This window comes from Streptomyces sp. NPDC059679, from assembly GCF_042734105.1.
GTDB lineage: Bacteria > Actinomycetota > Actinomycetes > Streptomycetales > Streptomycetaceae > Streptomyces.
The window spans coordinates 27217-53900 of record NZ_JBHWES010000019.1; the positions used below are offsets into that span (position 1 = coordinate 27217).

Genomic DNA, 26684 nt, shown 5'->3' on the forward strand with positions numbered 1-26684 from the left:
TCAGGCCCTCCGCAGGAAGTGGTCGAGCACCCGGACGCCGAAGTGCAGCGCGTCGACCGGCACCCGTTCGTCCACGGCGTGGTAGAGCGCCTGGTAGTCGAAGCCCTCCGGCAGCCGCAAAGGCGAGAAGCCGTATCCCACGATGCCGAGCCGGGAGAACTGCTTGGCGTCCGTGCCGCCGGACATGCAGTACGGCACGGCGTGTCCGCCCGGGTCGAAGTGTTCGACCGCGGCCCGCATGGCCGCGAAGACCGGGCTTTCGGGCGGGGCCTGAAGGGCCGGCGACCGGTGGTGGAACTCCCAGTCGACGTCCGGCCCGGTCAGCCGGTCCAAGGTGGTGTGGAACTCCTCCTCGCCGCCCGGCACGATCCGGCCGTCCACATACGCCGTGGCGCTTCCGGGGATGACGTTGACCTTGTAACCGGCCTCCATGACCGTCGGGTTGGCGCTGTTGCGGACCGTCGGCTCGATGAGCGCCGCGGCGGGCCCCAGTTCGGCAAGGAGCGCGTCGACGTCGAAGTCGGCCGCATCCACATCGGCCTTGACCCCGCGCAGCGCCGCGATCTCGGTCAGCGCGGCCTTGACGGTCGGCGTCAGCCGCACCGGCCAGCGGTGTTCGCCGATGCGCGCCACGGCGGCGGCCAGCCGGCTGACCGCGTTGTCGCGGTTGACCTTCGAGCCGTGTCCGGCCGTGCCCCGGGCGGTGAGCTTCAGCCAGGCCGTACCGCGCTCCCCCGCCGCGATCGGGTACAGCCGTATCCCGTTCCCCGCGTGGAAGGTGAAGGCGCCCGATTCGCTGATGCCCTCCGTACAGCCCTCGAAGAGCTCGGCGTGCTCAGCGGCGAGAAAGCCGGAACCCGCCTCCGCGCTGTCCTCCTCGTCCGCGGTGAAGGCCAGCACGATGTCGCGGCGCGGCCGCACCCCCGCGCGGGCCCAGGCGCGGACGGCGGCGAGCACCATCGCGTCCATGTTCTTCATGTCGATGGCGCCCCGGCCCCACACCACGCCGTCGCGCACGTCCCCCGAGAAGGGGTGCACGCTCCAGTCGGCGGGCTCGGCGGGCACCACGTCCAGATGGCCGTGGACCAGCAGCGCGGGGGCGGACGGGTCGGTGCCCGCGATCCGCGCGACGACGTTCGTACGCCCCGGGTCCCGCTCCAGCAAGGTGGTGTCGATGTCCACCTCGCCCAGCCGCTCCGCGACGTATTCGGCGGCGGGGCGCTCGGCGCAGTCGCCGCCGCCGCGGTTGGTGGTGTCGATACGGATCAGCTCGGAGGTGAACCGCACCACCTCCTCCAGCGCCCGCGCATCTATCACCGCAGGCACCCCGGCCGGCTCCAGCTCACCCATACTGCTCCTCCACCGCGGCCGATACGAGCGTGGTGACCGCCTTGAAGCAGCGGATGCCCTCGTACATGGTCGGCGAGGTGTACGCCACCCGCCGCACCCCGCTGCGCTCCACCCCCGGTACGACGGTGGCCGCCCCCACCAGGTGCTCCGCGTCGAATTCCAGCTCCACGGTGAAGGGGCCGGCCTGCACCGGCTCATGACGCACCGCCAGCGGCGCCGACTCCCGGGCCGCCGCCCGGATGTCCGCCGCCGTACGGGCCGGGGTGCGGCACACCGCCGCGTACCGCGACACGTAGTCCTTCACCGCGACCGACCGCGCCCCGGGCGCGTACCCCTTGGCGTCCTCACACGTCCGGTCGTCCCCGGTGACCAGCACCACGGGCACCCCGTACTCGGCGACGACCAGCGAGTTGAGCCGCCCCTCGCTCGCGGGCACACCGTCCACCCACACACCGGTGATGGAGTTGGCGAGGTAGGTGTGCGCGAGGACGCCCTCGGTCCCGGCGCCGGTGTGATAGCCGACGAACGCGATCCCGTCCACATCGCCGTGCTGCACGCCCTCGACCATGCTCAGGCTCTTGTGCTTGCCCGTGAGCATGACGGCCCGTTCGTCCAGCTCCTCCAGCAGCAGATTGCGCATGCTCCAGTGCGCCTCGTTGATCAGCACCTCGTCGGCGCCCCCGTCGAAGAAGCCGGTGACGGCCGCGCTCACATCGGAGGTGAACAGACGGCGGCAGCGCTCCCACTGTGGAGTACCGGGCAACACATCGGCGGGCCAGGTCACGCCCGTGGCGCCCTCCATATCGGCGCTGATGAGGATCTTCAAGACTGTCCCCGCTCCTCCCAGGTCACTGTGCTCACCTTCTCACCTGCCCCCCAACATGCCCGGGGCACGCCGCCAACTATGCTTCCTGTGTCTTCTTGTCATGACCACCCGGACCGGAGTTCCACCATGCCCCTCATCCGGTTGTCCGCAACAACATCCCTCCTCACGGCCGTAGCCGCCGGCGCGCTGCTCGTCGGCTGCTCGGCCGAGGTCACGGTCGAAGAGTCCACGCCGAAACTGTCCGCGGACAAGCTCGCCACCACAGTCGCCGAAAAGCTCGCCGCCACAACGGGCCAGGCAAAGCCGAAGATCACCTGCCCCGAGGCCCTTGAGGGCAAGGTCGACACCACCACCCGGTGCAAACTCACCGCGGACGACGGCAGCACCCTGGGCGTCACGGTCACGGTGACCGGCGTCGACGGCACCAAGATCAACTTCGATGTCAAGGCCGACAACACGCCCACCCCGGCCCCGAGCTGACCACCACGCCCATGCTTGGAACTCCTAAGGTCCCCTTACCTCAGACCTAAGGCACCCCCTGCGCGGCAAGATGCGCAAGCCTCCCCATGTGGCACCCCCACCTTGGACACGACGCTGGAAGCACAGCAAGAGACCAGCTCGTCCAAGGAGACCGTCATGTTGCACCACGAGTTCCAGGCCGCCCGCCAGGCCGCCGTCCTGGCCCGCGCCGCGCGGCGCCGCCTGGTCCGCGAGGCCGAGCAGGGCGCGAGGGCGGTCGGTACCACCGCCGACAGCACCGCACACAGCACCTCCGACGCCGACAGCCGCAAGCACTACTTCCTGCGCTCACGACGCGCGTGAAACGTCCGCCGCTGACCCCGCGCCGGGTGACGGAGCAAGGGCATCGTGTGGCCGGGCACCCGGCTGCGGCGGCCCCCGCCGACACCGGGACCGCTGTCCCCCACCTCGTACGGCATGCGATGCTCGGCACCGTGCACAGCACTCACATAAGCCCTGTCTTCGTAGGCCGCAGCGCCGAGCTCACCGCTCTCGACGAGGCCCTGTCCCGGGCGGACGCCGGGGAGCCCCGTGCCCTCTTTGTGGGCGGTGAGGCCGGCGTCGGCAAGACCCGACTGCTGCAGGAGTTCCTCGGCCGGGCCGTCGCGGACGGGGCCGTCGTCGCCCTGGGCGGCTGCGTGGAAACCGGCGCCGACGCCCTGCCCTACCACCCCGTCTCGACCGCCCTGCGCTCCCTGCGCCGCCGGCTCGGCGCGGAGTTCGACGCCGCCATCGCCGGCCAGGAAGGCGAGCTCGCCCGGCTGCTGCCCGAACTCGGCGAGATGGACCGGGGGCGCCCCGAAACCGAGGGCCGTGCCCGGCTCTTCGAGCTCACCGTCCGCCTCCTCGAGCACCTTGCCGCGGACCGGACCCTCGTGCTGGCCCTGGAGGACCTGCACTGGGCCGACCGTTCCACCCGCGAGCTGCTCAGCTATCTGCTGCGCGCCCTCACCCACAGCCGCCTGCTCATCGTCGCCACCTACCGCGCCGACGACCTGCACCGCCGCCACCCGCTGCGCCCCGCCCTCGCCGAGTACGAGCGGCTGCGCACCGTCACCCGCCTCGAACTGCCCCGCTTCGAGCGCACCGAGGTCCGCCGCCAGCTCACCGCCATCCGCGGCGAGGCCCCGCCTCAGCGGGTACTGGACCAGATCTTCGAACGCTCCGAGGGCAACGCGTTCTTCGTCGAGGAGCTGGCCTGCAGCATCCTCGAAGGCTCACCGGGCGGCATCAGCGACTCCCTTCGCGACCTCTTGCTGGTCCGGGTCGAGGCGCTGCCGGACGAGGTGCAGCGCGTGGTGCGGATCGCCGCCGAGGGCGGCTCCGAGGTCGAGTTCCGGCTGCTGGCCACCGTCACGCGCCTCGCCGAGGACGAGCTGATCGAGACCCTGCGTACCGCGGTGGGCGCCGCCGTCCTGCTCCCCTCCGACGAGGGCGAGTCCTTCCGCTTCCGGCACGCCCTGATGCGCGAGGCCGTCGCCGGCGACCTGCTGCCCAGCGAGCGCTCCCGGCTCAGCCGCCGCTACGCCGAGGCGCTGGAGGCCGACCCCACGCTCGTACGGTCCGAGGAGCGGGCCGGGCGGCTGGCCGGCTACTGGTTCGACGCCCGCGACCCCGCCAAGGCGCTGCCCGCCGTGATCGCCGCGGCGGCCGCCGCCCGCGGCCGGCACGCGTTCGCCGAGCAGCACCAGTTGCTGGAGCGGGCGCTGGAGCTGTGGGACGACACCCCCGAGGAGCTGCGCCGCCAGGCGATGCGGCAAGGCGCCGAGGACGGCCTGTACATGGCCATCTCCCCAGACGCACCTGGCGACTTCCTGGACCTGCTCGCCGCGATCACCATCGCCGCGCGCCTCGCGGGAGAGCAGGAGCGAGCGCTCGCCCTCTGCAAGCGGGCGCTGCGCAAGCTGGAGGGTGAGCCTCTGCGAGCGGCCTGGTTCTGGCTCGTGCGCTACGAGCTGGTGCGCGACCTCTCCCGTTCCGACGGCTGGGACGAGATCAGCCATGCCCAGAAACTGATGCAGGACCAGCCGCCGTCCTTCGTCCACGCCAAAGCGCTGACGCAGGCGGCGCACTGGTACGCCGTGCACCAGCCGACGACGGCGGTGATGGAGACCGCGCAGCAGGCGGTGGAGCTCTGTCGGGCGACGGGCGCAGAGGTCACCGGCCTTACCGCGCAGCTCACCCTGGCCTGGCTCACCATCCACTCGGGCGACGTCGAGACCGGGCTCGAGCAGGCCCGCGCCGTATGCGCCCGGGATCTGGAGCCGGGCAACGCCAACGTCCTGCTGCGCGGCCACGGCAACCTGTCCACGGCGCTGCACGGTCTCGGCCGCTACGCCGAGGCCGTCGAGACCGCCGAGCGGGGCAGCGCGCTCGCCGACCGGCACGGGCTGCCGGACACCGCCTCGTACATCGACGCCAACCTCGCCGAATCCCTCATCCAGCTCGGCCGCTGGACCGACGCCGACGAAGCGCTCGAGCGAGCCCTCGGCCGCCGCGGGGTGAGCGTCCGCATCCGGGCGCTGATCGCCGAGCGGAGGGCCGAACTCGCCCTGGCCCGGGGCGCGTACGACGAGGCCCGGCGTCGGATGGAGGAGTCCGAAAGCAGCACCACCGGCCCCTACCCGGAGCCGCAGCACACCCTGGCCATGGGCCGCGTGGCCATCGCGCTGGCGGCCGCCGACGGCCGGATCCTCGACGCCCGCTCCCTGCTGGATGCGGCGGTCGGCGAGGCCATCCCGCCCGGCCATCACCGCTACGGCTGGCCGCTGCTGTACGAGGCCGCGGCGGCGGAGGCGCGGGCCCGTGCACTCGCGGTGGCCGAGCCGGGGCGTGCGGCGGCGGTCGAGCGGATCCGCAAGGCGATGGAAGGCCAGCCCGAATTCGCACCGCTGTGGGCCGCGCAGGCCCTGATGATCCAGGCCGAGCTGCTCACCACCGAGGGCCGGGACGCCACCGTCCGCTGGACGGAGGCGGTCGCCGCCGTCGAACAGTTGGAGGCCCCGCCGCTGCTGGCCACCGCCCGGTTGCGGCTCGCGCACGCCCTGATCGCCCAGGGCGGCGACGGGTCCCGCCAAACGGCCGGTGATCTGCTGCGGCAGGCCGAGGCGGTAGCGCGCGAGCTGGGCGCGGCGCCGCTCGAGACGGAGATCACCACGCTGGCCGGCCGCGCCCGCATCCCGCTGCGGCAGGCCGACGGGGAGACGGCCCCGCCCCCGACACCGGCGGCGGCGCTGGGCCTGACCACCCGGGAGCGGGACGTACTGCGGCTGGTCGCCGCCGGACGGAGCAACCGGCAGATCGCGGAGGCGCTGTTCATCTCGCCGAAGACGGCGAGCGTGCATGTCTCCAACATCCTGACGAAGCTGGGCGCTTCAGGCCGAGGGGAGGCCGCGGCCATCGCGCACCGGCTGGGGGCCTTCGAGGAGCCGCGTAGGGCTTAGCGCTCTGACCGGACCGCCGCGCCGTGACCGTCGGCGATCCGGCACGAGCGGCCTCGCCGCAGGAACAAGCCCCATCAGGTCCCTTCGGGCTTGTGCGCCAGGAAGCAGGCGTGCGGTCTGTGCACCCGTCCGCCGGGCTCCTGCTCCAGCCTCGCGGTGACGACGAGTCCGGCCTGCCCCAGCAGACCGGCCATGCGGTCCAGTGGCAGGAGATACGACTCGTAGGACACCGGACGGCCATAGCCATGGGTCGGCTGCAGCCGTTCATCGCCGACATAGTCTCCCCAGAGCAGGTAGCCGCCGGGCGCGAGCGTGCGGTGGAACTCGGCGAACACCGCCGGCAGCCACTGCGGGGGCGTGTGATGGGTGGAGTACCAGGCCAGTATGCCGCCGAGCTCGTCGTCCCTCATCTCCAGCCCGGTCATCGAGCCCTCGGTGAACCGCAGGTCCGGATAGGCGTGCCGAGCCAGCCCGATCATCTTCGGCGACAGATCGACGCCGAAGGCAGGCACCCCCAGCCCGGCCAGGTGCGCCGTCACGCGGCCGGGGCCGCATCCCAGGTCCGCGACCGGCCCCAGACCGGCCGTCCGCACGAGCTCGGCGAACCCCGCCAGCATCGCGCGTGACAGCGGGTCCATCGCGGCGGGAGGCGGGACGCGTTCGACGTAATCGGCGGCGACGGTGTCGTACGACTCGCGCACGGCGGTCAGAAACGAGGGCTCAGCCATGCGGGCGACCCTAGACCAGAGAACACACCACTCCGTTGATCGTTTCCGGTCAGAGCATCAGAGACGGACCCGAGCCCAGACGGTCTTCCCGACCACCCGCTCCCGTACGCCCCACGCCTCGGCGAACGCAGCCACGATCGCCAGCCCGCGCCCGGACTCGGCCTCCGGCGTCGCCTCGGCGAGGACCGGCAGCCCCTCCCCCGGGTCCGACACCTCGATGCCGATCAGCTTCTCGGCGTCGTAGGCGATACGTACCTCGTAGTACCTCCCCGGGACGCGGCCATGCCGCACCGCGTTTGCCGCCAGCTCCGACAACACGAGCAACGCGACCTGCGCGGAGCCCGGCGGCACCCCCCACGCACACAGGACGGCCGCGGCCGTCTGGCGAGCGCGATGGGCAGAGAGCGGGACGGGTGTAAACCTCTGCTTCCAGCCATGGCGAGGGTTTACGTCGTGACTTTGTGCGTTCATGCCCCCACTGTCCGTGCAGGTGACTAGCGTCACCAGTAACAGAACGTCGACCGCGGCTGCCGCCAACTCCTGTCGAACGGGGGTTGATCGGCGTTGAGCCGCGTTGAGGGGGTGGATGGGATGGCAACGCCCAAGAAGAAGGACTCAGCGCCGCCGACCATGCGGTACTTCGCGGCTGTGCTGCGGATTCTGCGCGAGCACGCGGGGCTGACGCAGGACCAGTTGGCGAGCTGATGCACTACACAGGGTCAGCGGTGAGCGCGGTGGAGACATGTGCGAAGCCGCCGACGGACGACTTCATCGAAGCGGCTGAGAAGGCACTGGACGCGAGCGGGTTGCTGCGCTCGGCGATCGCGTTCTTGCGGTTGGAGCGGTATCCGGTGCACTTCCAGGGCTTCGTGCAGCTGGAGCAGGAGGCGCTGAGTGTGTCGTCGTACTGCACGCAGCTGATTCATGGACTTCTGCAAACCAAGGAGTACGCACGCGAGGTACTGGCAGCTGCCTTCCCGCCGTTGGAAGAAGATGAGATCGAGGAGCTGACTCAGGCACGGATCGACCGCCGAGCCCTGCTCGACCGCAAGCCCGGAGCAGTGGTCAACATCATCATCGAAGAGGCTGCCCTGCGGAGGATCGTCGGCGGCCCAGAGGTCATGCGCCCTCAGTACGCGCACCTCATCGAGTGCGCAGCACGGTCCAACGTGGTCATCCAGGTCATGCCGATGAGCCGAGCCGTACACGCAGGCTTGCAAGGACCGATGACGCTGCTGGAGACGCCCGACGAGACGTCCATGGCCTACATGGAGAGCAACGGCAGGAGCATCCTGTTGTCCAAACCGGACGAGGTAGGTGTCCTCGCCCGCCGCTATGCCATGATCAGGTCCCAGGCCCTCGGGCCGGAGGAATCCGTAAGCTTCATCGAGCAGTTGAGGGATGAGCTTTGAGCAGACTCACGTGGTTCAAGAGCAGCTACAGCGACAACACCGGCGGCGACTGCGTTGAGGTCGCCCTCGACTGGCGCAAGTCGAGCTACAGCGACTCCAGCGGGGGCGAGTGTGTCGAGGTCGCCACTACTCCCGCCACCGTCCACGTCCGGGACTCGAAGATCCCGGACGGGCCGAACCTCCACATATCCGCTGACGCCTGGTCGGACTTCCTCACCTTCGCCACCCGCTACCGGTAGGCGGAGCGGGCTTCGCTTCGCTTCGCGGTGGGCTTCGCTTCGCCTGCGCCTACGCGCCATCTCGCGGCATTCGGCTCACGCGGGTGCGGCTTTCGTCTCGGACCCTCCGGGTCCAAAGCGCCAGCGAGAAGGGGGAAAGGGGGCGGCTGGCCCGGCGTGCCGATTCCTCGGCCCGGCAGGCGGCTGAGCTCAAAGAAGCTCCGCTGCGCTCCGCCGCAGCTGCTGCCGCGCGGTGGCTGGCCGGTCAGCCCAGCGGTGCGCTGGATCGGGGCCCGGGAGCGCGACGAACGGGCCGACGATCGCTGGACGGCATGGTCCTATCGCCGCGTGCGGGCACCGGGGGACGAGATCGCCTCCCCACCCACCTGCTCTCAGAAAAACGGTTGATGCAGTACTTGATGCAGATCAAGTACTTTTTTGAGAGGGGGTGGGGGGAGGGCCCGAACCGGACCGGCGCCCACCGCTTCGGGCGACCATCCGCCGCCCCCGACCGCGAGCCGGTGACGACCCCCTGGGCAAGACGGCGACGACGCCTCCGGCACCCCTCCCCCTTCCCGCTGCTGGCCGCTGTGCGCCAAAGGCGCGAGACGATACCCGCACGCGGCGACAGGACCATGCCGCCCAGCGGCGCTGGCCCTTACGTCGCGCTCGCGCACCCAGTCGAGCGCACCGCTGGACTGACCGGCCAGCCACCGCGCGGCAGCAGCTGCGGCGGAGCGCAGCGGAGCCTCTTTGAGCTCAGCCGCCCACCGGGCCGAGGAACCAAGACAACGGGCCAGCCGCCCCCCTTCCCCCCTCCTGCTGGCGCTTTGGACCCGGAGGGTCCGAGACGAAACCCGCACCCGCCCGAGCCGAATGCCGCGAGACGGCGCACAGGCGCAGGCGCAGCGCAGCGAAGCCCACCGCGAAGCGAAGCGCAGCGCAGCCACCCGCACAGCGAAGCGCAGCCACCCGCACACAGCAGTCAGCCCGAACCGAAAACCTCAGTAGCCGAGCTTCAGCAAGAGGTCGGTGAGCTCGACCGGCGTGGTGATCATGCAGTCGTGGCCGGTCGCCAACTCCCACACCTGGGCCGGGTCGCCGTTGGGCTGAATCGCGGGGACCGGGCGCCGGGTAATGCCTTCGGGCTCGCCGACGACACAGTGGATATGCGTCCGGGGGATCGCGTCCACGGCCGGGTTGTCCAGTCGGACCGGTTGCTGGAGGCAGCGCACCGACTGGTCCGAGAGCATCGTGCGCAGCCAGGCGACGTCCGCCGGGTCGGTGACCCCGAACAGCCCCATGGGAGGCGGAAACTCCGGGAGCGGCGGAACACGCCAGCCGCTCTCGGACTGGAGAGCGCGGTCGATCTGGGCCTGGGCGACGGGGAGGACATCGACCGCGGTCTCGCCGTCCTCCGGGACCATCGCGTCGAGGTAGACCAAATGCGCGATGCGCTCGGGCATTTGGTTGGCCGCGGACGAGATGACCAGCCCGGCGTAGCTGTGGCCCACGAGGATGACCTCGTTCAGGTCCTCCTCGGTGATCAGCCTGACGACGTCGTCGACGTGCGTGTCGAGCCCCACCTCGGGGCTGAGCAGATGCGCTTTGTCGCCGTAGCCGGTCAGGGTCGGCGCGGATACGCGGTGTCCGGCCGACGTCAGCAACGGGACCACCCGCTCCCAGCACTGTCCGCTGTGCCAGGCGCCGTGTACCAGCACATATGTGGCCATGGTTTCGCTCCTCGCTGTCGCTTGCCTGTCGGCTGACCACGCTGCCGACCGGGCCCCGGCCCAGCCAGAGCCCTCGCGATCCTGGGGGTGACAGGACCAGGCACACGCACGCGGTGCGCATTACGGTGGCGGGATGGCCGACGAACCGAACCTGTTGGGCGATTACGTACGCGCCCGCCGTGAGCTCGTCACTCCTGAGCAGGTCGGTATCCCCGTGGTGGGGGTACGGCGCGTGCCGGGTCTGCGCCGAGAGGAGGTGGCGATGCTGGCCGGGATCAGCGCCGACTACTACCTGCGCCTGGAGCAGGGCCGCGACCGCCACCCCTCCGCGCAGGTCCTGGAGTCGCTTGCCCGCGCACTCCAGCTCGACGACGACGCGACGGCGTACCTGCTGCGCCTTGGTGCCGGCAAGCCCCGACGGCAGCGGCGTCGGCGCCCGCACCGGAAGGAGACCGTCCCGCCGGGCATCGCCAAGTTCGTGGCCACGCTGCCGCTGCCCGCGTATGTCGAGGGCCGGTACTTCGACGTGCTCGCCGCCAACGCCTTGGCGACTGCCGTGTCACCGCGTCTCACGGTGGGCGGCAACCGCCTGCTGGACGCGTTCCTCGACCCGGCCGAGCGGGCCCTCTACCCGGACTGGGAGAACGCCATCGTGGGCATGGTCGCCGGTTTCCGCGAGGCCGTCGGGACCGATACGGACGACCCCCGCTTCATCGAGCTCGTCGGTGAACTGTCCCTCGCCAGCCCCCGCTTCAGCAAGCTGTGGGCCCGCCATGACGTGGTGGTGTGCGAAGGCACGACCAAGTGCATCGACCACCCCCAGGTCGGTCGCCTGCGGGTGAACCAGGAACGGCTGGGCATCGGCGGCGCGGCAGGCCAGACGCTCATCGTCTTCCACCCGGACCCGGGCAGCGACAGCGCCGACAAACTGGCGCTCCTCGCCTCCGCGATCCAAGCACCGGCCGCACCTCAAGACACCGTTCGCTGCTGAGGCGGCCCCGGCTCCCTCCAGATATGCGTATTCGGAGTCTCAATAGGAGAACTGTCGAACGGTACGCGTTTCCCGTTGTCCCACGCCTCTTCCCGTTGGCCGGCCGGCCAATGAGGCGTCGAGTTCAGGCCGGGCTCGATAGCATTCCCCGGGTTCTCCCGGGTTTTCGACTGCGCCAGGAACTGGGGCGGGTGACCCGCACGATACTGAAGCAGCTCGAAGTTCGGGTACGCATCACCCTCGAGCTTGACCTGGGAACCACCCGAATCGTTCAACTTGATTCCGATGTCCCCGTTCACGGCAAAAACGGGCATTTTGCTGTTGATACCCTTGTACTTCACCTGGAGAGAGCCGTTGTTGTCCAGGTAAACCTTGACCTTGTTCTCCCAGAAGCCATTGCCGATATCCTTTGCCGGAATCACCTTCGTCGAGGGCGGTATATACGTCTTCCCCACCATATGACCCGGGATGATCTCCGTCGACGGGGTGACGGTGTAGGTGATCTTTCCAGTGGCCGTATCCCATGCGAAGGCTACGCGGTACGGAGCGTTCGGATTAGCCGAGAATGAGCGATCGTCACCCTCTAGCTGACCGAATGCCCCCGTCTTGTAAGGGATGAAGAACCGGCCGAGGATAACCCCATGATTGCCGCCCAACGGGCGGACCCATGTCGTTGTCTGGGACGACATGGGAGGTATCGCACCAAAGTATTTATCGTATACGTCGGCCAGTTCGCGCGTCTGGTTGATCCTGTCATCCGTCGTGACGACGTACCCGTGTGAAGGCAGCAAACCCGGGTTGAACACTTGCGCCCCGCCGCCGCCCCCCGCCACTTCGAATGCCTTGCCAACAGCCTTGACCTCGGCGTCGGTGGCGGCAATCGTTCCCAGGTTGCTGAGCACCTCACCGTCCACGGCGCCTCCGCTCGGTCCCCACCGCGCGACGGTCAGATTGCTGATGTCGTTTCCGAAGTCCTTCGCGCCCGCCTGATAGGACGAGATCGCCGGAGACAACACACCGGTAATCCACCCCTTCAGATCCCGGGCGGCACCGGTCGTCTTATCTGCATAGTTATAGAGGTTTTGCGGAACCGCGGCTGCTTCACCCATGCGCTCAGTTTCCTTCGGGATTCTTGAGGAGGGCCGCACGGGCCTTTTCCGCCTGCGAGGTCGCGTTGTCGACCTTGCCTTTGAGACCGAGTACTTCCTGGGCGAGCCGGCCCAATGCGGCTTGCTGGGCAGTGAACTCGGACTCGAACTGCTGACGCTTCCCGCCTCGCCATTCTCTCCCGAACTGATTGAACTGCGCCGTGCGTTGCCCTGCGCGCAGCTCTGCGAACGCTGTTATTTTGTCGTACGCCAGGCTGAGCGCTTTGCTCAGCGCATCCGCGGCATTGAAGTCGTAATGGACCTGCTTCGGGGCAGTCACTACCCTGGTCTCCTTGCCTCAGTAATTTCCCCGTGCCGCCTTTCCGAGCCGCATACCGGGGCGCAGGTAAGCGGCAACTTTGTCACCAGAGGGCCGGAATGTCATTGATACCCAGCGCACAGCGCTTGACCTACCGTGCAATGGACGGCAGTCGCCCGACGGCACACGTCCCGTGCGCCGTGTCCGCGAAGTGGAGGGTGCCGCCATGGCGGACCGCGATCTCGCGGGCGATGGCCAGGCCGAGCCCGGCTCCGCCGGACTTTCGGGTGCGGGCGTCCTCCAGTCGGCTGAAGCGTGTGAAGACCCGCTCCCGGTCCGCCGCGGGGATTCCGGGGCCGTCGTCGCGCACCTCGAACACGACGGTGTCCCCGTCCTCGTGGCGGCGCTCGGTACCGACCGTGACCTCGACCGTGGTGCGGGCGTAACGGCAGGCGTTGCCCAGCAGATTGCGCAGCAGCCGTTCGAGCTGGACATCGCTGCCCCGGACCCAGACCGGCGGGTCGTCGGCGGCGACGCAGCGGATGTCGAGCGGTCGGGGGTGGGGCAGGTGCTGGTGTTCCACGGCCAGGTCGTGGGCGAGGTCGGTGAGGTTCACCCCCGTATCGGCGACGGGCGCGCCGCCGTCCAACTGGGCCAGGAGCAGCAGGTCGTGGCTGAGGTTCTGGAGCCGCACGATGTCCCGGAGGGCGTCGCGTACCCGGGCCTCCCAGTCGACGCCGTCCGGATGCGTCAGCGACGATTCGAGGGAGGCCCGCAGCCCGGCCAGGGGGCTGCGCAGCTCGTGGGAGGCGTCGGCGATGAACCTCTGCTGGAGTTCGGCCGACCGCTCCAGCCGGTCCAGGGTCGTATTGATGGTGCGTGCGAGCCGGGCGATTTCATCGGCCGAGCCCGAGGACGAGACCGGCACCCGGCGGCCCAGCGACCGGGCCGTGATGTCCTCGAGTTCCCGGCGGATGGCCTCGACGGGGCGCAGCGCCCGGTCCGCCGCCGTCCACGCGGTGACGGCGAGGACCACGACGGCGAGGGGCCCCCAGAACGCCAGGCCCCATCCGAGGCCGGCCAGGTAGCCGAACGCGGATCCGCCGGTCTGGACCGACCACCAGAGTTCGGCGGCGAAGAGGAGGGCCGTGGCGGCGCCGACCACGAGCGCGACGCGCAGCCGCAGGGACAGCGCCTGCCGGGCGGGCCGCGCGAACGCCCACACCGTGGCGCCGAGGATCAGCATGACGGCCGGGCCCTCGACCTCGGGCCTGCGTACCAGCTCCATGACATCCATGGACGGAAGACACACGGCGACCGCGACGAGCAGCCAGGCCGCGGTGAGCCCGGCCCGTACGGCGGCGCGTACGTGCGGCGCGAGCGACTTACGCAGCCGAGGGCGTACCGCCCGGCTGTTCGGCGCGTCAGGCGCCATGGCCGGTCATGCGGTAGCCGATGCCCCGGACCGTCTCGATCGACGCGCGGCCGAAAGGCGTGTCGATCTTTCGGCGCAGGGCGCTCACATACACCTCGACGATGTTCAGATCGCCTTCGAAATCCGCCGACCAGACCTGATCGACGATGTCTGTCTTGGGCACGACTTCACCGGCCCGCCGCGCAAGGCATTCGAGCACCGCGAACTCCTTGGCGGTCAGCCTGATCTGGACATCGCCACGGCCGCTGGACCGGTTGGCGGGGTCGATCCACAGGTCGCCGATGCGCAGCACGGTGCGGGTCCGGGCGCCGCCCCGGCGGAGCAGGGCCCGCAGCCGCGCCTCGAGCACCACGTACGAGAAGGGCTTGGCCAGGAAGTCGTCGGCGCCGGTGTCCAGCGCCTCGGCCTCGTCGTACTCGCCGTTCTTGGCGGTCAGCATGAGGATGGGCGTCTCGATGTCCTCCGCACGGAGCCTGGCGCAGACCCGGTATCCGTTCAGGCCGGGCAGCATGATGTCGAGCACGATCGCCTGATACGGGTTCTGGCGCGCCATGTGCAGGCCGACCAGGCCGTCATGGGCCACGTCCACCGCGTATCCGGCCGCTTCCAGGCCCCTTTTCAGGGCGACCGCGAGCCCTTCCTCGTCTTCCACCACCAGTAGCCGCATCGCCTCAGTATCCCCAGCGGTTCCGGCCGTCCCTGAAGAGGTCTTCAGGATCCTTCAGCGTCGTCTCAGCAGCTCCGGGTGACCATCGGGCCCGTTCCCCGTCTGTTCCCTGCCTGTCCCTGCCTGCCCCCGCCTGCTTTCAGCCCTTGAGGTGACCTGTGACCATCGCCCCTGTCCTCAGTCCCGACCAGGTGCGCGGCGGAGAAGTCAGAACGCCCCGTGGCCGGCGGGTGGCTCTGGTGACGGCCGTCGTGACGACGCTCGCCGCCGTCGTACAGCAGGTGCTGCACGCGGCGGGTGTCGCCGGCGGGCAGCCGTGGCCCTGGCTGCTCGTCGCCGCCCCGGCGTGGCTGCTCGCCCGAAGGGGCCCGCGGGCGGTGACCGCTCCGCCGCCCGCGGTCGTACGGGCCACGGGCCGGCTGGGGCGAATACCCGCGTGGGCGGGGGCCGCCGCGGTCCTGGCCATGGCCGCCGCCGTATGGGCCGCCCTTCAGGACCACGAGCCGCTGGTCGGCCATGAGGAGGCGGTGTACGGCAACAAGGCCCGCTCCTGGCTCGACGGCACCCCGGACGCGGGCTGGGGCACCTACCGCCCGGTGGGACTCCCCGCGCTCGGCCGGATCGCCCTGGCCGTGCACGACGACGTCGGGGCGCTGCGGGTGGTGGCACTGCTCCTGACCCTGTTCACCCTCGCCACGACCTATCTGGTCGCCGCTCGGCTGACCACCCCACGGCGGGCCGTGGTGGCGACGCTTCTGCTCCTCAGCGGGCTGGGCTTCCTGCGCCGCCTCCCGCTGTTCCTCAACGACATCGGCGCCACGGGGCTCCTCCTGATCGTGGTCTATCTGCTCATCCGCGCGCAGGAGAAGCCCGGTTCACGCGCTCTGATGCTGCTGCCCTTCCCGGCGCTCGCGGCCTTCTATCTGCGGTACGGCGTGGTGGGCACCCTCGCGGCCGTCGCCGTCGCCGCCGTCCTCGCCTACGGTCCCCGGGCCTGGCTGGCCCAGGGGCGCCGTCTGGCCCTGTGCGCGGGCGTCCTGCTCGCCGGGCTGATACCGCACTTCATCTACGCCGCCGAGGCCACCGGCAGCCCCCTCGGCCTGATCTTCTCCGCGACCGAACACGCCGGGCGGGCCTATGTGGGCGACGGTCTCGTGTACTACCTGTCCGTCTTCCCGTACCGGCTGGCCGGCGACCTCGGCGGCGTCGTCATGGCCGCGGGGCTGTGGGGCCTGGGCGCCGCGATCCGGCGGCGGCGTGGCAACCGGCTCACGGGGGCGGCGACTTCGGCGACATCGCGGCCCTGCGACCCGAGCCGCGTGTTTCTCGGCATGACCGCGGTCCTCACCTTCATCGTGCTGGGGGTGGCCACGGACGGCGAGCCCCGCTTCGTCTATCTGCCCGTCGTCCTGCTGACCGTCCTCGGCGTGCAGACCCTCGCGGAATCGGCCGGCCGCTGGTCCGCGACCGTGCTCACCGCCGTCGCCGCGCTGGCCGCCGTCACCGTGCCGGCGACCGCCCAGTACGTGGCGCACGACGCGATGCCGGGCCCCACCGCCCAACGCGTCTCAACTCTCGCCGTGGCCCGGCAGTTCGCCGGTGACCGGCCCTGTCTGCTGGTCACCGGCTACGAGCCCGACCTCGGCTGGTACTCCGGCTGCGACGCGGTCACCTACGGCCAGTACCGGCGGATGGCCCCGGCCGCCGGGGCCTCCGGGGTCGAGGTGAGCCTCGTCCTCTTCGAACGGGGCCGGTTGCAGCCCGGCTCCGCGTCATTGCGCCGTCTCATCGACGGGCGTGCCACCACGACCCGTACGATCCCCACCGAAGGCTCCCTCGGCACGGCCACGGTCATCACTCTGCGCGCGCTTCGCCCGGACGCCGCGAGCGCAGGAGCACGGCGGCCAACAGGGCGGTGATCAGCACCCCGACCGAGGCGATGGCGGTCACGGCGGTGAATCCGCGGTCGTATGCCTGCTGTGCGGCGTCGAGCAGGCGGTGCGCGGTGTCCGCGTCGAGCGTGTGCATCACGTCCTCCGCCTCGGCGAAGGTGTCCTCGGCGGCTTCCCGCTGGTCGGAGGAGAGCCCGGGGACATCGGGCAGTTCGGTCCGGTAGACGGCGGTCAGCACGGTGCCCAGCACCGCCACGCCCAGGCCCGCCCCGAGTTCGAAGGAGGTTTCCTGGATCGCGGCGGCCTCGCCCGAGCGCTCCGGCTGGGCCGCGCCCATGATGGAGTCCGCGCCGAGCGTCATCACCACCCCGGCCCCGTATCCGGCCACCAGCAGCGGGGCCACCAGCGGGCCGTAGTTCGAGGCGTCGCTGACCACCGCCAGATAACCGAGGGCGGCGGAGAACACCGTGAGGGCTCCGGTCAGCGCCCAGCGGTTTCCCCACCGTGCCGACACCCAGGGGGCGGTCGTGGCACCGACGGCGTTGGCGGCCGCCAGCGGCATCAGGGCCAGCCCCGCTCGCACCGGGGAGTACTCGCCCACCTGCTGGAACCATTGGGTGAGGAAGAACAGCAGGGCCACATAGCTGCCGAAGCAGCCGATGACGCAGATGGTGGCAGTCGAGAAGCGGCGGTCGGCGAAGAGCGCGAAGTCCAGCAGCGGCTCGGCCAGCCGGCGCTGCCGCCGGACGAAGACGAAGAGCAGCAGCATTCCGCCGATGGCGGCGGCGAGCATGCCACCGTCGACGTCCAGGGTCTCACCGGCCTGCTTGAGCGCGTAGACGACGCATCCCAGTCCGACGATGGACAGCGCGACGCTGGCCAGATCCCAGCGGCGCGGGGTGGGGTTCTTGGATTCCGGGATGACCCGGGCTCCCACGGCGAGAATGACCGCGACAATGGGCACGTTGATCAAGAACACCGCGCCCCATCCCCACCGTTCGGTGACCAGCCCGCCGACCAGCGGCCCGAGCGTCGCGCCCACGCTGTGGGCGGAGGTCCAGATCCCGATGGCGATCGCCCGCTCGCGGGCGTCGGTGAAGACCACCCTGATGATGGCCACCGTGGACGCCATGATCATCGCGGCGCCGATACCGAGGGCGATCCGCGCGGCGATCAGCTGGGGCGTCGAGCCCGACAGGGCCGCACCGGCCGAGGCCAGGCCGAACAGGGCGAAGCCGCTCAGCACCATGCGTTTGCGCCCGATGCGGTCGCCGAGCGTGCCGCAGGTGACCAGCAGGGAAGCCAGCGTCAGCGAGTAGATGTCGACGATCCACAGCAGTTCCACGGCGCTCGGCCGGAGGTCCTGGCTCATGCTGGGTACCGCCACGTGGAGCACCGTCAGATCGATTCCGCACAGCAGCAAACTGGTGGAGAGGACCGCCAGAACAAGCCACCGAATCCGGCTCGGCAAGGGCAGCTGTTCGGTCTCCCGCACGGCGTGGACGGACGCTTCACTGTTCGTCATATCCGCACTATCGTGGCGTACTGATCCCATACACAAGTACGGTCAATGATGTGCCCTAGTATCACGATGTATACCATCCCAGGTAGAGGCGGCAGGCGATGCGAGACGACATCACCGATTCACCGGACTATTGCTCCATCGAGATCGCGATGGAAGTTCTGGGCGGCCGCTGGAAACTGGCCATTCTCAAGCAGCTGCTGAGCGGAACGCAGCGTTTCGGCGAACTCAGGCGCGCGCTGCCGCGTATCACCCAGCGCATGCTCACCCGCCAGCTGAGGGAATTGGAAGCCGACGGGCTGGTCACCCGCACCGTGTATCGCGAGGTCCCCCCGAAGGTCGAGTATTCACTCACCGAGGTCGGGCGCAGCCTGGACGACATCGCCGGCCTGCTGGATGCGTGGGGGCGCTGGTACCGCGGGGTCCACGCGGCGGGCGTCCGCGGCTCACCGGGGCGGGCGACACCCGCCCGGGAGGACCGGGCCTCGGTGTGACCTGGGGCCTCGGATGTCGGTTGTGACCCGCGGCCTCAGATGCTGGAGAAGACCTGGTGGTACTCCAGTCGGGGCCCACGCGGGCGCAGGCCGTCCGGCTTCGGCCTGCCGATGTTGACCACGGCCAGCACGGAGTGCTCCCCGTCGGGGAAGAACTCCGCGTCGATGCCGGCCGCGTCGAACCCGGTCATCGGCCCGGCGGCCAGCCCGGCGGCACGGATGCCGACGATGAAATACGCGGCCTGCAGGGCGCCGTTCACGGCGGCGGAGCGCTCGCGCACCTCGCGGTCGGCGTAAAAGAGGTCCTTTGCCGCGGGCAGTGCGGGAAATTGTTCCGGAAGTTCCTGGTGAAACTCGTGGTCGACGGCCAGTACGGCGACGAGTGGAGCCCGCTCGGTCTTGTCCCGATTACCCCTCGACAGATGCCGCAGCAGCCTTTCGCGGCTTTCCGGGGATCGCAGCAGCAGCACGCGCAGCGGTTGCTGGTTGAATGCGGTCGGGCCGTATTTCACCAGATCGTAGATCTCTTCGACCATCTCGTCGGGCACCGGGTCGTCCGTGAAGGCGTGTGCGGTGTGGGCCTGGCGGAAGAGCAGATTCTGCGCGACGGAATCAAGAGCGAGACGCGTATCGGCGCCGATCATGAGAATACCTTTCCTGCGCCGCCGGAGCGGGATACGTCGACGGTTCCGAGCCCGCGCCCGCCCCGGAGCCGGGGCGGGCGCGGGCGGCGCGAAGGGTGGACCTTCGCACCTTCGCTCAGAACTCCATGAGGTTTTCCCTGAGGGTGCGGCCGGGGGTGTACGCCGTCCGGGTCAGCCCCCGGCGTCGCAGCGCGGGGATCAGCCCGTCGGTGACCTCGGCGATATAGCGGCGGTTCAGCCGCAGCAGCGGAGTGGTGAGCATGAAACCGTCTCCGCCCACTTCCTCCATCACCTCGCCCATCCGCTCCGCCACCTGGTCCGGCGTCCCGACCAGGTCGACCGAGGACACCAGCCCGCCCGCGCCGTCCACGACGAGTTCGCGCAGCGTCTTGCCGCTGCCCCACTGCTGGAGCTTGTCCAGCGAGCCCTGCTCGCCGTTGGTCGTCAATTTGTGAGGGAGGGGCTTGTCCAGGTCGAATTGCGCGAAGTCGATCTCCGTCAGGGCAGAGGTCTGCGCCAGGATGTCCTGGATGAACTGCGGCGAGGAGACCATGCGGGCCTGCTTTTCCCGCGCGTCCTGCTCGGTCTCGCCCAGCGTGGGGGTGACACAGAACAGGACCTTGATCTCATCGGGGTCCCGCCCCATGTCCTTGGCGTGCCGGCGGACGTCGTCACGGAATTTCTTCATGCTCTCGACGCCGCTGGCGATCGCGATGATCGAATCGGCGTTGCGCGCCGCGAACACCTTCCCGCGCGGAGAGGCGCCCGCCTGGACGAACGCGGGGCGGTGCTGAGGCGAGGGAACGGTGTTCAGCGGGCCCCGCACGCTGAAGTGCTTGCCCTTGAAGTGGATGGGGCGGACCTTGGTGTGGTCGGCGTAGACGCCGTTCTCCCGGTCGAGGACGACCGCGTCCTTGTCCCAGGACGCGAAGAGCTGCTTGACCACGTCGACGTATTCGTCCGCCATCTCGTAGCGGACATCTCGCGGCGGCAGCTCGTCCATTCCGAAGTTCTGCGCGGCCAGGTCCTCGGCGCTGGTGACGATGTTCCAGCCGAAGCGCCCGCCCAGCATGCTGTCCATCGTCGAGGCCAGGCGCGCGGTCATGAACGGCGGATAGGCCATGGTGGACAGGGTGGCCACGATCCCCAGGTGCGAGGTGGCCAGACCCATCGCGACGGCCAGTGGCACCGGGTCGTGCTTGGGCACCACCATGGCCTGCTTGAGCGCCGCCTCCCTGGAGCCGCCGTAGCTCTCTGGGACCATGAGCTTGTCCTCGACGATGACATAGTCGAAGCAGGCACGCTCCAGAGCCTGGGCGACCTCCGTATGGAACGCGCCGCTCCACGGCGAGCCGCCCGTCCCGAACGGGCCCTGCCAGTCGTCCGGGGTGAAGTTGAAGATAAAAGCCAGATGGAATTTACGGCTCATGGCTGCCTCCCTTCGCTCACCTTGGCCCGCCACCGCCGGTCCGGCCTGGTCCGGGCGAACAGCAGCCCTTCCCCTTCCCGCACCATGGCGACGGATTCCGCGATCACATGCCGGAACAGCTTCTCGCCCAGGTCCGCACTGGATCCGGAGGTCGAGGACAGGATCCCTTGGTTGGTGGTCTGGGCCAGATCGATGGGGTGCAGATAGACCCCGCTGCGCGGCGGACGGTCATGGTCGAGCCGGGTGTCGGTCACCAGGTCCGGCCGCAGATGCAGCATCAGGCTGGTCTCGGTGAGGCCGGCGTGCTCGGCGTGCCAGCCGGGGAAGTCACCGACCTCGGCGGCGAGCCAGGAGTCCTGCACCATGCTCCACCAGCTGAAGGCGATGACCTCACGGTGGCCGAAGTCCCCCTGCTGCCGTATCTGATCGAGGGCCTCGAAGATGAACGGCTCGTTCTCGTAGTGGCCGTTGACCACGATGAGCCGTGCGAACGGCAGGCCGGCCAGGGACCGGAGGGTCTCGGCGAGAAACCGGATCAGGGTTTCGCCGCCCACGTACACGGTCCCGGGAAACGACAGCCCGCCTCCGCTCTGCGGCAGGGACCGGGCGCCGATCGACTGCACGGGAAGGGTGAAGCCGTCCAGTTCGGCCGCGATCTCGGCGGCGAACTCCTCCGCGAGGACGGAGTCCACGGAGAGCGGCAGATGCGGCCCGTGCTGCTCGGTGGCCCCGATCGGCCAGATGAGGGTGCGGTCCCGCAGGCGGTCCATGACCTGGGCGCTGGTCAGGTCGGCCAGATCCGGTGCGACGCGCGTCATGTGGCCACCCCCAGCCGTAACTCGGCGGAGCGCGGGAGTTCCAGCTCGGTCTCGGTGACGATCCGCCGGAGCGTGGTCTGCATGTCGGTGTGCAGGGCCGTGTACACCTGCGTCACATTCGCGCCGACGTGCAGGTAGTCGGCCACGTCCCGGCCGGAGGAAATGCCTCCGCACCCCAGGATGGGCAGGACGAAGCCCCGTTTTCTCAGCCGCCAGATGGCCGCCAGGACCAGCGGCTTGATGCCCGGGCCCGAGTAGCCGAAGACTCCGCCCAGTTCCAGCTCGCCGGTGTCCGGGGACACCGCCGCACCGGAGATGGTGTCGCTGACGGTGATGGCGTCCGCCCCACCGGCGATCGCGGCACGTACCCGGTCCTCCAGTCCCTCTCCGATGGCCAGCTTGACCGACAGGGGCAGGGAGGTCCGGGCGCGGGTCTCGGAGGTGTAGGCGTACACCCGGTCGGGGTTGTCGTCTTCCAGCCCCGACTCCTCGTTCAGGCAGGAGATGCCCAGCTCGAGCGCCCGGCATCCGGTGCCTTCGACCCGCACCGCGAGATCGCCCAGCTCGGACGGGGTGTCCGCGTGGAGGGAGGCGATGATGGGGAGTTGGTCACCGGTCAGGGAGCGCAGCACCTTCAGCCAGTGGTCGACCGACCTCTTGGAGTAGGTGGTGCTGTTGATCATCCCTACCGGAAGGCGCAGGATTCTCACGTTCAGGTCCTTCGGGGGGCTGGGGTGAATCGTCTTGGTGACGACGGCCCCCGCTCCCGCGGCGAGCAGTGTGCGGATGTTGCGTTCTTGGTCGGTGAGCAGCCCGGACCCAACGATCACGGGGTTCTTGAGGCTCAGGCCCAATATGGTCACGTCGGACACTTGGTTCTCCGTCGGGGGTGCGGCGAACGAGGGTGCGTGTTCCGGGTGCGCGGGCAGGGCTCCAGGCCCTCCCGCCCGGACGGGGCCGGGGCTTACGCGACGACGCCCGCGCTGATCGCTTCCCGCTGGCGTTCTGTCGCGGCGAGTACCGCCTCGATCAGCAGACTCGGCTTCTCGTTGAACTCGTCGAAGTCGACCGTCCACACGGAGCCGACCCGGTGCAGGCCCTTCAGCAGATGGCTCGCGGAGTCCACGAAGGGCTGCTTGGTGACGATGACGATGGGGCGCCCCAGCGCGGTGGCCCAGCCCAGTTCGACGTGTGTGCCATCGGTCCGGCGCAGTGTCCGATCGGGTAACAAGGGGAGTACGGGCACGAAGACGTCGCACTTCTTCATCCAGCGGAAGTCGCGCACGGAGACCTGCTCCGGTGTGAAGGCGGCCGTCTCCGCTCCGAACTTCTCGACCACATGTGCCGAGAAGACGTTTCCCCCGTTCTCCCGGACCACCTCGATGGCTCCGGAGATCGCGTCCCGCAGGTCACCTGCGAAGCCGTTGGACAGGATGGCGTGCTGGATCGGTCCGCCGATGAACACGTCGAGGCCGGCGAGCAGGCCGGTGGGAATGGGAATGTCGGGCATGCTGGTACTCCTCTGTGAGGTGTGGATGTGCTCTCCGGGGCATGGGTGCCCCAGGACTGTGGATCAGGGAGGGCGAGCGATCGCTCAGGAGGCGCCGAACGCCTCCTCGGCGAGGCCGCTGTAACGGCCCCGGTAGTACAGCAGCGGCCGGGCGGCGGAAGCCGCTTCCAGCGAGCGGATGTCGCCCCTGACGATGAGGTGGTCGCCTCCGTCGTACTCCGCGTGCACTTCGCAATCCAGCCAGGCGACGGCACCTGTCAGCCGGGGCGAGCCGTGAGATGAGGCGGTCCACCGTACTCCGTGGAATTTATCGCCTCCGGACTGGGCGAATCGCTCGCTGAGTAGGCTCTGCGACTCCGCGAGAACGTTGACGCAGAATCGGCCGCATTCGCTGATGGCAGGCCAGGTCGTCGATGTGAGGCTGGGGCACAGCAGTACCTGCGGCGGGCGGAGCGAAAGTGAGGAAAAGGCTTGGCAAGTGAACCCCACAGGACCGGCGCGGCCCATCGCGGTGACCACCGTCACTCCCGAACAGAAATGCCCGAGAACCGACCGCATCGCTTGTTCGGTGAACTGCTGCTGAACCACCGCTGAACTCTTCTCGCCAGACAATTTCCATCCTCACCGGCATAGACGGCTGGAGCGGTTGCATCGGCGCTTTGGTTCTCGGTTTCCGGAAAATCGGCCCAACGGATCGAGCGGTTCCGGTTGACACTCAGTGACACCCAACGGGAGACGATTCTGCACGACGTGATGAGATCCGACAACAGGACTAGTCATCGTGCTAGGAAAATTGAAACAATCCCGCCATGATGAACGCCTCCGACACGCTTGACGATGCCGACCGTCGCGTGGTGGCAGCTCTGCAGGTCCATCCCCGGGCCGGATGCGGCGAGATCGGGCGGATCCTGGGCGAGCACGAACGAACCGTCGCCCGTCGGATACAACGGCTCACCGCGTCCGGGATCGTGCGCCCCACCGCCCTGTACGACGTCATGCGCTGCGGTCTTGGCAGTTCGGTGCACGTCCGGCTCGACGTGGAGAGCGGAACGTCGGTCCACGTGGCAAAGGAACTCATCGACCGCAAAGACTTCCGGGGTGTCATTACGGTCAGCGGGCGCGGCAATGTGCTCTGGTGCGAGGTGATTCTGTCGCCTGAGCAAACCCTCCATTCCTTGATGCAGGACGGAATCCCTGGTATCTCTGCGGTCAGGAGGTTGGACGCCTATGTGACCCTCCGCACGTTCACCACCGTGGCCGAATGGCACGCCCCGCTGCTGTCCGAAACGGAGAGGAGACTCCTCCGAGAAAGTGCGGTTCAACCCATCAGCAAGCCCGCGGACCGGTACCCCATCTCCCCCACCGACCAGCGGGTGGCCGAGGCCCTCATCAGAAACGCCCGTATCAGTCTGACCAGCCTGGCGAAGGAACTCGACTTCTCGGTGGCCACGGCCGGCCGCCGGGTCACGGCCCTGCTGGAACGTCAGATGCTCTATCTGCGCACCGAGATCGAACCGGCGCTTTTGGGCCTGCGCGTCGAGGCCCAGCTGTGTCTGAAAGTCCGCCCCGCAGGCATGGAGGCCGTCGGCACCGCACTGGCCGCGCTCCCCGAAGTGCGTTACTGCGCCGCCATCACCGGTGCCTACAACCTCCTCGTGGAGGTATGTCTGAAACACGAGGCCGACCTCTACCGGTTCCTGGGGGAACGGCTGGCACACTTCGCCGACATCACCGAAGTCGACACCGAGCTCATCACCCACGCCTACAAGCGCGGCTCTGTGATCAAGGACGGCACGTTCGCTCAGGGCGAGGAAGGCCACTGAGCCCGTTCCCCGCCACACCGTTCGGCAGCCGTCGCCGTCGCGTGACCACGGCACCGTCGGCATGCCGGCGCGCCGTCATTTCCCCTCTTCGACCACGGGAGCGATTGTGGCCATGCGCCTGGAAGTCCCGACCGTCAAACATGTCTTCGTCACCGGAGGCGTGGCTTCCTCGCTCGGCAAGGGCCTGACGGCATCCAGTCTGGGTGCCCTGCTGAAGGCACGCGGCCTGCGAGTGACCATGCAGAAACTGGATCCGTACCTCAATGTGGATCCGGGCACGATGAATCCGTTCCAGCACGGCGAGGTCTTCGTCACCGACGACGGGGCGGAGACCGATCTGGACATCGGCCACTACGAGCGGTTTCTGGACGTGGACCTGGACGGTTCGGCCAATGTGACCACCGGCCAGGTGTACTCCTCCGTGATCGCCAAGGAACGGCGCGGAGAGTACCTGGGAGACACGGTCCAGGTGATCCCGCACATCACCGACGAGATCAAACACCGGATCCGTGCCATGGCATCGCCCGATGTGGACGTGGTGATCACCGAGGTCGGAGGGACGGTGGGGGACATCGAGTCGCTGCCGTTTCTGGAGGCCGTACGGCAGGTACGGCACGAAGTGGGCCGTGACCATGTGTTCGTGGTGCACATCTCCCTGCTGCCGTACCTCGGCCCGTCCGGGGAACTGAAGACCAAACCGACGCAGCATTCAGTGGCCGCGCTGCGGAACATCGGCATCCAGCCGGACGCCATCGTGCTGCGCGCGGACCGGGAGGTGCCCGCCTCGATCAAGCGCAAGGTCTCGCTGATGTGTGATGTGGACAACGCGGCGGTGGTGGCGGCGGTCGACGCGAAGTCGATCTACGACATCCCCCGGGTCCTCCATGCGGAGGGGCTGGACGCCTATGTGGTGCGGCGGTTGGACCTGGCGTTCCGCGATGTGGACTGGCGGCAGTGGGACGACCTGCTGCGACGCGTCCACGAGCCGAGCCATGACGTCGTCGTGGCGCTGGTGGGGAAGTACATAGACCTGCCGGACGCCTATCTGTCGGTGACCGAGGCCCTGCGAGCGGGCGGATTCGCCAACGGCGTCCGGGTTCGGATCAAGTGGGTCGCCGCCGATGACTGCCGCACTCCCCTGGGAGCGGCGCGGCAGCTGGCGGACGCGGACGCGGTGTGCGTGCCGGGTGGCTTCGGCGAGCGCGGTGTGGAGGGCAAGGTGGGTGCGATCGCCCATGCCCGGGAACAGGGGATTCCGTTGCTGGGACTGTGCCTGGGCCTTCAGTGCATCGTGATCGAGGCGGCGCGGAACGCTGCCGGGATCGAGAGGGCGGACTCCACGGAGTTCGACCCCCGCGCGGCGGACCCGGTGATCTCGACCATGGTGGAGCAGCTGGACATCATCGAGGGTGCGGGGGATCTGGGCGGCACGATGCGCCTGGGGATGTACCCGGCGAAGCTGACCCAAGGATCACTCGTATGGGAGGCGTACGGAGGACAGGACCGGGTGGAGGAGCGGCACCGGCACCGGTACGAGGTGAACAACGCCTACCGGGTCGAGCTGGAGAAGAAGGCGGGGCTGGTGTTCTCGGGCGTCTCTCCGGACGACAGGCTGGTGGAGTATGTGGAGTATCCGCGCGCGATACATCCGTATCTGGTGGGCACGCAGTCGCATCCGGAGATGCGCTCCCGGCCCACCCGTCCGCATCCGCTGTTCATCGGCTTGATCAAGGCCGCCATGGAACGACAGCGCGACCCATCGGAGCCCGTAGGGTCGCCCATAAGGACAGCCCTAGGACAGCCCTAGGACAGGGCTCAGGCCG

Annotated in this window: 26 protein-coding genes; 10 read left to right on the top strand and 16 right to left on the bottom strand. The window is 69.2% G+C overall.

Going from position 1 to position 26684, the window contains the following annotated elements; genetic code table 11:
* The gene (locus ACFV2X_RS21345; protein ID WP_385618616.1) at nucleotides 1-1350 is read right to left on the bottom strand and encodes a M20/M25/M40 family metallo-hydrolase; all 1350 of its coding nucleotides are present in this window, start codon (nucleotides 1348-1350) and stop codon (nucleotides 1-3) included.
* On the bottom strand, nucleotides 1343-2176 hold the full coding sequence (locus tag ACFV2X_RS21350; RefSeq protein ID WP_385618619.1) for a M55 family metallopeptidase: 834 nt from the start codon (nucleotides 2174-2176) through the stop codon (nucleotides 1343-1345). The genes ACFV2X_RS21345 and ACFV2X_RS21350 overlap by 8 nt, the downstream gene beginning before the upstream one ends.
* 126 nt (nucleotides 2177-2302) lie before the next feature.
* Here ACFV2X_RS21350 and ACFV2X_RS21355 point away from each other — a divergent pair, with 126 nt between their 5' ends.
* From ACFV2X_RS21355 to ACFV2X_RS21365, 3 genes are all read left to right on the top strand, one after another.
* On the top strand, nucleotides 2303-2656 hold the full coding sequence (locus ACFV2X_RS21355; RefSeq protein WP_385618622.1) for a DUF4333 domain-containing protein: 354 nt from the start codon (nucleotides 2303-2305) through the stop codon (nucleotides 2654-2656).
* Between the two features lie 156 nt (nucleotides 2657-2812).
* Entirely contained in the window at nucleotides 2813-2998 is a 186-nt protein-coding gene (locus ACFV2X_RS21360; RefSeq protein WP_385618625.1) for a hypothetical protein, read from the top strand.
* A gap of 119 nt (nucleotides 2999-3117) precedes the next feature.
* Nucleotides 3118-6138: an AAA family ATPase gene (locus tag ACFV2X_RS21365; protein ID WP_385618839.1), complete on the top strand. Its 3021-nt coding sequence runs from the start codon at nucleotides 3118-3120 to the stop codon at nucleotides 6136-6138.
* A 74-nt stretch (nucleotides 6139-6212) separates the two neighbouring features.
* On the opposite strand, the gene ACFV2X_RS21370 is transcribed toward ACFV2X_RS21365, so the two are convergent.
* Together ACFV2X_RS21370 and ACFV2X_RS21375 are read right to left on the bottom strand one after the other, a co-directional pair.
* The gene (locus ACFV2X_RS21370) at nucleotides 6213-6866 is read right to left on the bottom strand and encodes a class I SAM-dependent methyltransferase (RefSeq protein ID WP_385618628.1); all 654 of its coding nucleotides are present in this window, start codon (nucleotides 6864-6866) and stop codon (nucleotides 6213-6215) included.
* A 57-nt stretch (nucleotides 6867-6923) separates the two neighbouring features.
* Nucleotides 6924-7337: an ATP-binding protein gene (locus ACFV2X_RS21375; protein ID WP_385618631.1), complete on the bottom strand. Its 414-nt coding sequence runs from the start codon at nucleotides 7335-7337 to the stop codon at nucleotides 6924-6926.
* Between the two features lie 254 nt (nucleotides 7338-7591).
* On the opposite strand from ACFV2X_RS21375, the gene ACFV2X_RS21380 reads away from it, so the two are divergent.
* Nucleotides 7592-8278, top strand: a complete 687-nt coding sequence (locus tag ACFV2X_RS21380) for a DUF5753 domain-containing protein (protein WP_385618635.1) — start codon at nucleotides 7592-7594, stop codon at nucleotides 8276-8278.
* Nucleotides 8275-8517 carry a DUF397 domain-containing protein gene (locus ACFV2X_RS21385; protein WP_385618637.1) on the top strand — a complete coding sequence of 81 codons (243 nt, stop codon included), beginning with the start codon at nucleotides 8275-8277 and terminating at the stop codon, nucleotides 8515-8517. The genes ACFV2X_RS21380 and ACFV2X_RS21385 overlap by 4 nt, the downstream gene beginning before the upstream one ends.
* A gap of 983 nt (nucleotides 8518-9500) precedes the next feature.
* Here the strand turns inward: ACFV2X_RS21385 and ACFV2X_RS21390 are convergent.
* Nucleotides 9501-10229 carry an alpha/beta fold hydrolase gene (locus tag ACFV2X_RS21390; RefSeq protein ID WP_385618640.1) on the bottom strand — a complete coding sequence of 243 codons (729 nt, stop codon included), beginning with the start codon at nucleotides 10227-10229 and terminating at the stop codon, nucleotides 9501-9503.
* Between the two features lie 133 nt (nucleotides 10230-10362).
* On the opposite strand from ACFV2X_RS21390, the gene ACFV2X_RS21395 reads away from it, so the two are divergent.
* Nucleotides 10363-11220: a helix-turn-helix domain-containing protein gene (locus ACFV2X_RS21395; RefSeq protein WP_385618643.1), complete on the top strand. Its 858-nt coding sequence runs from the start codon at nucleotides 10363-10365 to the stop codon at nucleotides 11218-11220.
* Here the strand turns inward: ACFV2X_RS21395 and ACFV2X_RS21400 are convergent.
* The 4 genes from ACFV2X_RS21400 to ACFV2X_RS21415 form a co-directional block, all read right to left on the bottom strand.
* Entirely contained in the window at nucleotides 11199-12329 is a 1131-nt protein-coding gene (locus tag ACFV2X_RS21400; protein WP_385618645.1) for a hypothetical protein, read from the bottom strand. The two genes, ACFV2X_RS21395 and ACFV2X_RS21400, sit on opposite strands and share 22 nt — an antisense overlap.
* A 4-nt stretch (nucleotides 12330-12333) precedes the next feature.
* Nucleotides 12334-12648 carry a hypothetical protein gene (locus ACFV2X_RS21405; RefSeq protein ID WP_385618648.1) on the bottom strand — a complete coding sequence of 105 codons (315 nt, stop codon included), beginning with the start codon at nucleotides 12646-12648 and terminating at the stop codon, nucleotides 12334-12336.
* Nucleotides 12649-12778: 130 nt separating this feature from the next.
* Nucleotides 12779-14062 (bottom strand): sensor histidine kinase, encoded by a 1284-nt coding sequence (locus ACFV2X_RS21410; protein ID WP_385618651.1) that lies wholly within the window; start codon nucleotides 14060-14062, stop codon nucleotides 12779-12781.
* Complete coding sequence (locus tag ACFV2X_RS21415) at nucleotides 14052-14729, bottom strand: response regulator transcription factor (protein WP_385618654.1); 678 nt, start codon at nucleotides 14727-14729, stop codon at nucleotides 14052-14054. The genes ACFV2X_RS21410 and ACFV2X_RS21415 overlap by 11 nt, the downstream gene beginning before the upstream one ends.
* Nucleotides 14730-14887: 158 nt before the next feature.
* On the opposite strand from ACFV2X_RS21415, the gene ACFV2X_RS21420 reads away from it, so the two are divergent.
* Nucleotides 14888-16648 (top strand): glycosyltransferase family 39 protein, encoded by a 1761-nt coding sequence (locus tag ACFV2X_RS21420; protein WP_385618657.1) that lies wholly within the window; start codon nucleotides 14888-14890, stop codon nucleotides 16646-16648.
* Here the strand turns inward: ACFV2X_RS21420 and ACFV2X_RS21425 are convergent.
* Nucleotides 16584-18146, bottom strand: a complete 1563-nt coding sequence (locus tag ACFV2X_RS21425; RefSeq protein ID WP_385618660.1) for an MFS transporter — start codon at nucleotides 18144-18146, stop codon at nucleotides 16584-16586. The genes ACFV2X_RS21420 and ACFV2X_RS21425 overlap by 65 nt on opposite strands.
* 98 nt (nucleotides 18147-18244) lie before the next feature.
* Between ACFV2X_RS21425 and ACFV2X_RS21430 the strand changes: the two genes are divergently transcribed.
* On the top strand, nucleotides 18245-18637 hold the full coding sequence (locus ACFV2X_RS21430) for a winged helix-turn-helix transcriptional regulator (protein WP_385618662.1): 393 nt from the start codon (nucleotides 18245-18247) through the stop codon (nucleotides 18635-18637).
* A 35-nt stretch (nucleotides 18638-18672) separates the two neighbouring features.
* Here ACFV2X_RS21430 and ACFV2X_RS21435 read toward each other — a convergent pair whose 3' ends face one another.
* The 6 genes from ACFV2X_RS21435 to ACFV2X_RS21460 form a co-directional block, all read right to left on the bottom strand.
* On the bottom strand, nucleotides 18673-19281 hold the full coding sequence (locus ACFV2X_RS21435) for a malonic semialdehyde reductase (protein ID WP_385618665.1): 609 nt from the start codon (nucleotides 19279-19281) through the stop codon (nucleotides 18673-18675).
* A 115-nt stretch (nucleotides 19282-19396) separates the two neighbouring features.
* The gene (locus ACFV2X_RS21440; RefSeq protein WP_385618668.1) at nucleotides 19397-20710 is read right to left on the bottom strand and encodes an NtaA/DmoA family FMN-dependent monooxygenase; all 1314 of its coding nucleotides are present in this window, start codon (nucleotides 20708-20710) and stop codon (nucleotides 19397-19399) included.
* Entirely contained in the window at nucleotides 20707-21528 is an 822-nt protein-coding gene (locus ACFV2X_RS21445) for a creatininase family protein (RefSeq protein WP_385618671.1), read from the bottom strand. Before ACFV2X_RS21445 ends, ACFV2X_RS21440 begins: the two co-directional genes overlap by 4 nt.
* Nucleotides 21525-22400: a dihydroorotate dehydrogenase gene (locus tag ACFV2X_RS21450; protein WP_385618673.1), complete on the bottom strand. Its 876-nt coding sequence runs from the start codon at nucleotides 22398-22400 to the stop codon at nucleotides 21525-21527. Before ACFV2X_RS21450 ends, ACFV2X_RS21445 begins: the two co-directional genes overlap by 4 nt.
* 92 nt (nucleotides 22401-22492) lie before the next feature.
* Nucleotides 22493-23038 carry a nucleoside 2-deoxyribosyltransferase gene (locus tag ACFV2X_RS21455; RefSeq protein ID WP_385618675.1) on the bottom strand — a complete coding sequence of 182 codons (546 nt, stop codon included), beginning with the start codon at nucleotides 23036-23038 and terminating at the stop codon, nucleotides 22493-22495.
* A gap of 84 nt (nucleotides 23039-23122) precedes the next feature.
* The gene (locus ACFV2X_RS21460) at nucleotides 23123-23650 is read right to left on the bottom strand and encodes a flavin reductase family protein (RefSeq protein WP_385618677.1); all 528 of its coding nucleotides are present in this window, start codon (nucleotides 23648-23650) and stop codon (nucleotides 23123-23125) included.
* A 197-nt stretch (nucleotides 23651-23847) separates the two neighbouring features.
* Here ACFV2X_RS21460 and ACFV2X_RS21465 point away from each other — a divergent pair, with 197 nt between their 5' ends.
* Both ACFV2X_RS21465 and ACFV2X_RS21470 read left to right on the top strand, forming a co-directional pair.
* Nucleotides 23848-24861: an Lrp/AsnC family transcriptional regulator gene (locus ACFV2X_RS21465; RefSeq protein WP_385618679.1), complete on the top strand. Its 1014-nt coding sequence runs from the start codon at nucleotides 23848-23850 to the stop codon at nucleotides 24859-24861.
* Nucleotides 24862-24973: 112 nt separating this feature from the next.
* Complete coding sequence (locus ACFV2X_RS21470) at nucleotides 24974-26668, top strand: CTP synthase (protein ID WP_385618682.1); 1695 nt, start codon at nucleotides 24974-24976, stop codon at nucleotides 26666-26668.
* Nucleotides 26669-26684 lie beyond the last annotated feature (16 nt).

Excerpts from the sequence above, each read along its gene's own strand:
- ACFV2X_RS21345 (WP_385618616.1), bottom strand. The coding sequence starts at position 1,350 with ATGGGTGAGCTGGAGCCGGCCGGGGTGCCTGCGGTGATAGATGCGCGG.
- ACFV2X_RS21355 (WP_385618622.1), top strand. The coding sequence starts at position 2,303 with ATGCCCCTCATCCGGTTGTCCGCAACAACATCCCTCCTCACGGCCGTA.
- ACFV2X_RS21360 (WP_385618625.1), top strand. The coding sequence starts at position 2,813 with ATGTTGCACCACGAGTTCCAGGCCGCCCGCCAGGCCGCCGTCCTGGCC.
- ACFV2X_RS21365 (WP_385618839.1), top strand. The coding sequence starts at position 3,118 with ATGCTCGGCACCGTGCACAGCACTCACATAAGCCCTGTCTTCGTAGGC.
- ACFV2X_RS21370 (WP_385618628.1), bottom strand. The coding sequence starts at position 6,866 with ATGGCTGAGCCCTCGTTTCTGACCGCCGTGCGCGAGTCGTACGACACC.
- ACFV2X_RS21375 (WP_385618631.1), bottom strand. The coding sequence starts at position 7,337 with ATGAACGCACAAAGTCACGACGTAAACCCTCGCCATGGCTGGAAGCAG.
- ACFV2X_RS21390 (WP_385618640.1), bottom strand. The coding sequence starts at position 10,229 with ATGGCCACATATGTGCTGGTACACGGCGCCTGGCACAGCGGACAGTGC.
- ACFV2X_RS21395 (WP_385618643.1), top strand. The coding sequence starts at position 10,363 with ATGGCCGACGAACCGAACCTGTTGGGCGATTACGTACGCGCCCGCCGT.
- ACFV2X_RS21400 (WP_385618645.1), bottom strand. The coding sequence starts at position 12,329 with ATGGGTGAAGCAGCCGCGGTTCCGCAAAACCTCTATAACTATGCAGAT.
- ACFV2X_RS21410 (WP_385618651.1), bottom strand. The coding sequence starts at position 14,062 with ATGGCGCCTGACGCGCCGAACAGCCGGGCGGTACGCCCTCGGCTGCGT.
- ACFV2X_RS21415 (WP_385618654.1), bottom strand. The coding sequence starts at position 14,729 with ATGCGGCTACTGGTGGTGGAAGACGAGGAAGGGCTCGCGGTCGCCCTG.
- ACFV2X_RS21425 (WP_385618660.1), bottom strand. The coding sequence starts at position 18,146 with ATGACGAACAGTGAAGCGTCCGTCCACGCCGTGCGGGAGACCGAACAG.
- ACFV2X_RS21430 (WP_385618662.1), top strand. The coding sequence starts at position 18,245 with ATGCGAGACGACATCACCGATTCACCGGACTATTGCTCCATCGAGATC.
- ACFV2X_RS21435 (WP_385618665.1), bottom strand. The coding sequence starts at position 19,281 with ATGATCGGCGCCGATACGCGTCTCGCTCTTGATTCCGTCGCGCAGAAT.
- ACFV2X_RS21440 (WP_385618668.1), bottom strand. The coding sequence starts at position 20,710 with ATGAGCCGTAAATTCCATCTGGCTTTTATCTTCAACTTCACCCCGGAC.
- ACFV2X_RS21445 (WP_385618671.1), bottom strand. The coding sequence starts at position 21,528 with ATGACGCGCGTCGCACCGGATCTGGCCGACCTGACCAGCGCCCAGGTC.
- ACFV2X_RS21455 (WP_385618675.1), bottom strand. The coding sequence starts at position 23,038 with ATGCCCGACATTCCCATTCCCACCGGCCTGCTCGCCGGCCTCGACGTG.
- ACFV2X_RS21465 (WP_385618679.1), top strand. The coding sequence starts at position 23,848 with ATGATGAACGCCTCCGACACGCTTGACGATGCCGACCGTCGCGTGGTG.
- ACFV2X_RS21470 (WP_385618682.1), top strand. The coding sequence starts at position 24,974 with ATGCGCCTGGAAGTCCCGACCGTCAAACATGTCTTCGTCACCGGAGGC.